This is a genomic window from Devosia sp. (assembly GCF_036676215.1).
GTDB lineage: Bacteria > Pseudomonadota > Alphaproteobacteria > Rhizobiales > Devosiaceae > Devosia.
Genome location: NZ_JAKFDJ010000196.1, coordinates 1 through 2,701, shown reverse-complemented (window position 1 = coordinate 2,701; position 2,701 = coordinate 1). Strand labels below are relative to the sequence as shown.

General features: G+C 62.7%; 2 protein-coding genes. Both read right to left on the bottom strand.

What is annotated here, in order from left to right; all coding sequences use genetic code 11:
* A partial coding sequence (locus V6M52_RS16100) for a glycosyltransferase family 2 protein (protein WP_332701794.1) occupies positions 1–978 on the bottom strand: 978 nt, incomplete at its 3' end.
* A 112-nt stretch (positions 979–1,090) separates the two neighbouring features.
* A complete protein-coding gene (gene algD, locus V6M52_RS16095; protein ID WP_332701792.1) occupies positions 1,091–2,401 on the bottom strand; it encodes a GDP-mannose 6-dehydrogenase in 1,311 nt (436 codons plus the stop codon).
* Between the last annotated feature and the right edge of the window lie 300 nt (positions 2,402–2,701).

Genomic DNA, 2,701 nt, shown 5'->3' with positions numbered 1-2,701 from the left:
CTTCTCCGGCGGGTGCTCGACCGTGTTGATCGCCGCATCCGGCACGTAGAAGGTGTCGTAGCCCAGGCGCATCAGGCTGTACCAGCTGGACTTGTCGTCGCCGGTGAGGAACTTGAAGTTGCCCAGGCGCCAGTGTTCCAGGTGGTCGTTTTCCACGTCGGCGATAAAGCTCGGCTCGGTAACCACCCGGGCGCGGAACACCGACATCCGCCCGGTCATGGTCAGCACGCGCTTGGACAGCGCCATCGAACACATATTGATGTGCCGCTGGGCGAAGCGCAGCTTGTGCCACTCGCTCATCACATAGCCGCCGCGGACCTCGCAGAACTCGTTGGTGGTGAGCCCGCCGACCCGCGGGAACAGCTGGAAGTAGGGCACTGTCTTGCGCACCACGCCGGGGTTGAGCACGGTGTCGCCGTCGATCACCGCGACCACCGCGCGCTCATCCGGCAGGTAGCGCGAGATCGCCCGGAAGCCGTAGGCCAGGCCGTCGCGCTTGCCGGTGCCGGCGATCCGCACGAAGCCCAGCTTGACCCGCGCCGGCGGGTTCAGCTTGGCCCAGAGCTGCTTCACCAGCAGCTCGTCGGACAGCTCGACGATGGAGCAGACCACCGTGCTCGGGTAGCCGCAGTCGATCGCCTCGCGGATCACCGAGCGGTACACCTGGGCGGTGGTCAGCGCGTCGATGCGAAAGCTGGTGACCAGCAGGAACACCTGGGAGGGGTCGACCGCCTGCCCCAGGCTGCGGGCCTTGCGCCGGTAATGCGGGTAGACCACATAGAGGAACAGCATGCCGCGCAGGAAGTGCATGGCACCCATGGAGTAACGCCAGATGCCGACGGCGCCGACCAGCAACAGGAAGTCCTTCGACTCGGGGTCGAAGACCGTCCTCGGCAAGGCCAAGGCGATGCCCATCAGCAGGCTGAGGTAGAACAGCCAGCCGGCGGCTTCGGCGAGGCCACGTTTGAGCCTATCCATATCTGCGTCCGTTATTTGCTTCCGTTGTCTGTCGAGGGCGGCTTCGGGGCTGGGCGCCGCCGCTCTGGCGTCCGCCCAGCTGAAACCGCTCGAAGGGGTTGAGGCCGGCCGGTTACCAGCAGATGCCTTCGGTTTCGCCGCGGCTCCCGTGCGGCATGAAACCCACCAGGTCGATGACTTTCTTGCCGTCCGGCGCGTGCTGGACCAAGGCCTCGAAGCGTTGGTCGCGGTTACCCACGACTATCACGTCAGCGTTCGCGATGACCTCGTCGAAGTCGGAGTGGAGGAGGGAGGACACGTGCGGAATCTTCGATTCTATGTAGTCCTTGTTGGCCCCGTAGACCCGCGCGTACTCGACGTTACGGTCATAGATGCGCAGGTCGAAGCCCTTGCCGATCAGCATCTCCGCCAGCTCCACCAGGGGGCTCTCGCGCAAGTCGTCGGTGCCGGCCTTGAAGGAGAGGCCGAGCAGGGCGACCTTGCGCTTGTCATGGCTGGCGATCAGGTCGAAGGCCTTCTGCACCTGGGCCGCGTTGCTGCGCATCAGCGAGCCGAGCAGCGGCGATTCGACATCCAACTGGTTGGCGCGGTAGGTGAGGGCGCGCACATCCTTGGGCAGGCAAGAGCCGCCAAAGGCGAAGCCGGGGCGCAGGTAGTACTGCGAGAGGTTGAGCTTGTGGTCCTGGCAGACCACGTCCATCACCTCGCGGCCATCCACGCCGACGGCCTTGGCGATATTGCCGATCTCGTTGGCGAAGGTGACCTTGGCGGCATGCCAGACGTTGCAGGTGTACTTGATCATCTCCGCGACCTCGATGTCCTTGCGGATGATCGGCGCGTCGAGCTCGCGGTAGAGCGCCTCCAGGGCGTCGCCGGAGCGGCTGTCGAGCTCGCCGATCACGGTCATCGGGGGGAAGTCGTAATCCTTGATCGCGGTGCTCTCGCGGAGGAACTCCGGGTTGACCGCCACGCCGAAATCGACCCCGGCCTTCTTCCCGGAGCAGTCTTCGAGCAGCGGGATCACCACATTCTTCACCGTGCCCGGCAGCACCGTGCTGCGCACCACCACGGTATGCCACTGGTCCTTGTCGCGCAGGCTGAAGCCGATCTCGCGGCACACCGATTCGATGAAGTGGAGTTCCAGATCGCCATTCTTCTTGCTCGGCGTGCCGACGCAGAGCATCGACAGTTCAGTGTCGCGGACAGCGCTGGCGACATCGGTGCTGCCACGCAGCCGACCAGTCTTGATGCCCTGCTCCAGGAGCTGTTCCAAACCGGGTTCGACGATGGGCGATTTGCCCCGGTTGATCAGGTCGATCTTGGCCGCGGAGATATCCACGCCTACCACTTCATGACCACGTGCAGATAGGCAACCGGCACATACTGCACCGACGTAGCCCAAACCAAAGATGCTGATACGCATCGTATTCACCTCATCCATTTATCACGCCGTTAATATGGTGGTTACAACGAACCGCCCCTTTCTGGTGCTCGCCTCAATGACTGCTTGGCCGAGCGTTGGCATAATAAGTTCCGTGCGCCTCGATATAAGGCGCTTGCATTGGGCATGTTATAGAGAAGTTTGCCCTCAGATGTTCTGGGCGCCATTAAAGTGGCGCTTGGCCTGATTTAGGCTATTCTTTGGGTTAGCTTTGTAGGGTCTGTCCTCCGCATAAAATCCATATGTTTCATTCGCTTAAGAGCAGCCATCGGAACTGCTCCG

Bases quoted from the DNA above. Each gene is read 5' to 3' on its own strand.
- algD (WP_332701792.1), bottom strand. From the start codon at position 2,401: ATGCGTATCAGCATCTTTGGTTTGGGCTACGTCGGTGCAGTATGTGCC.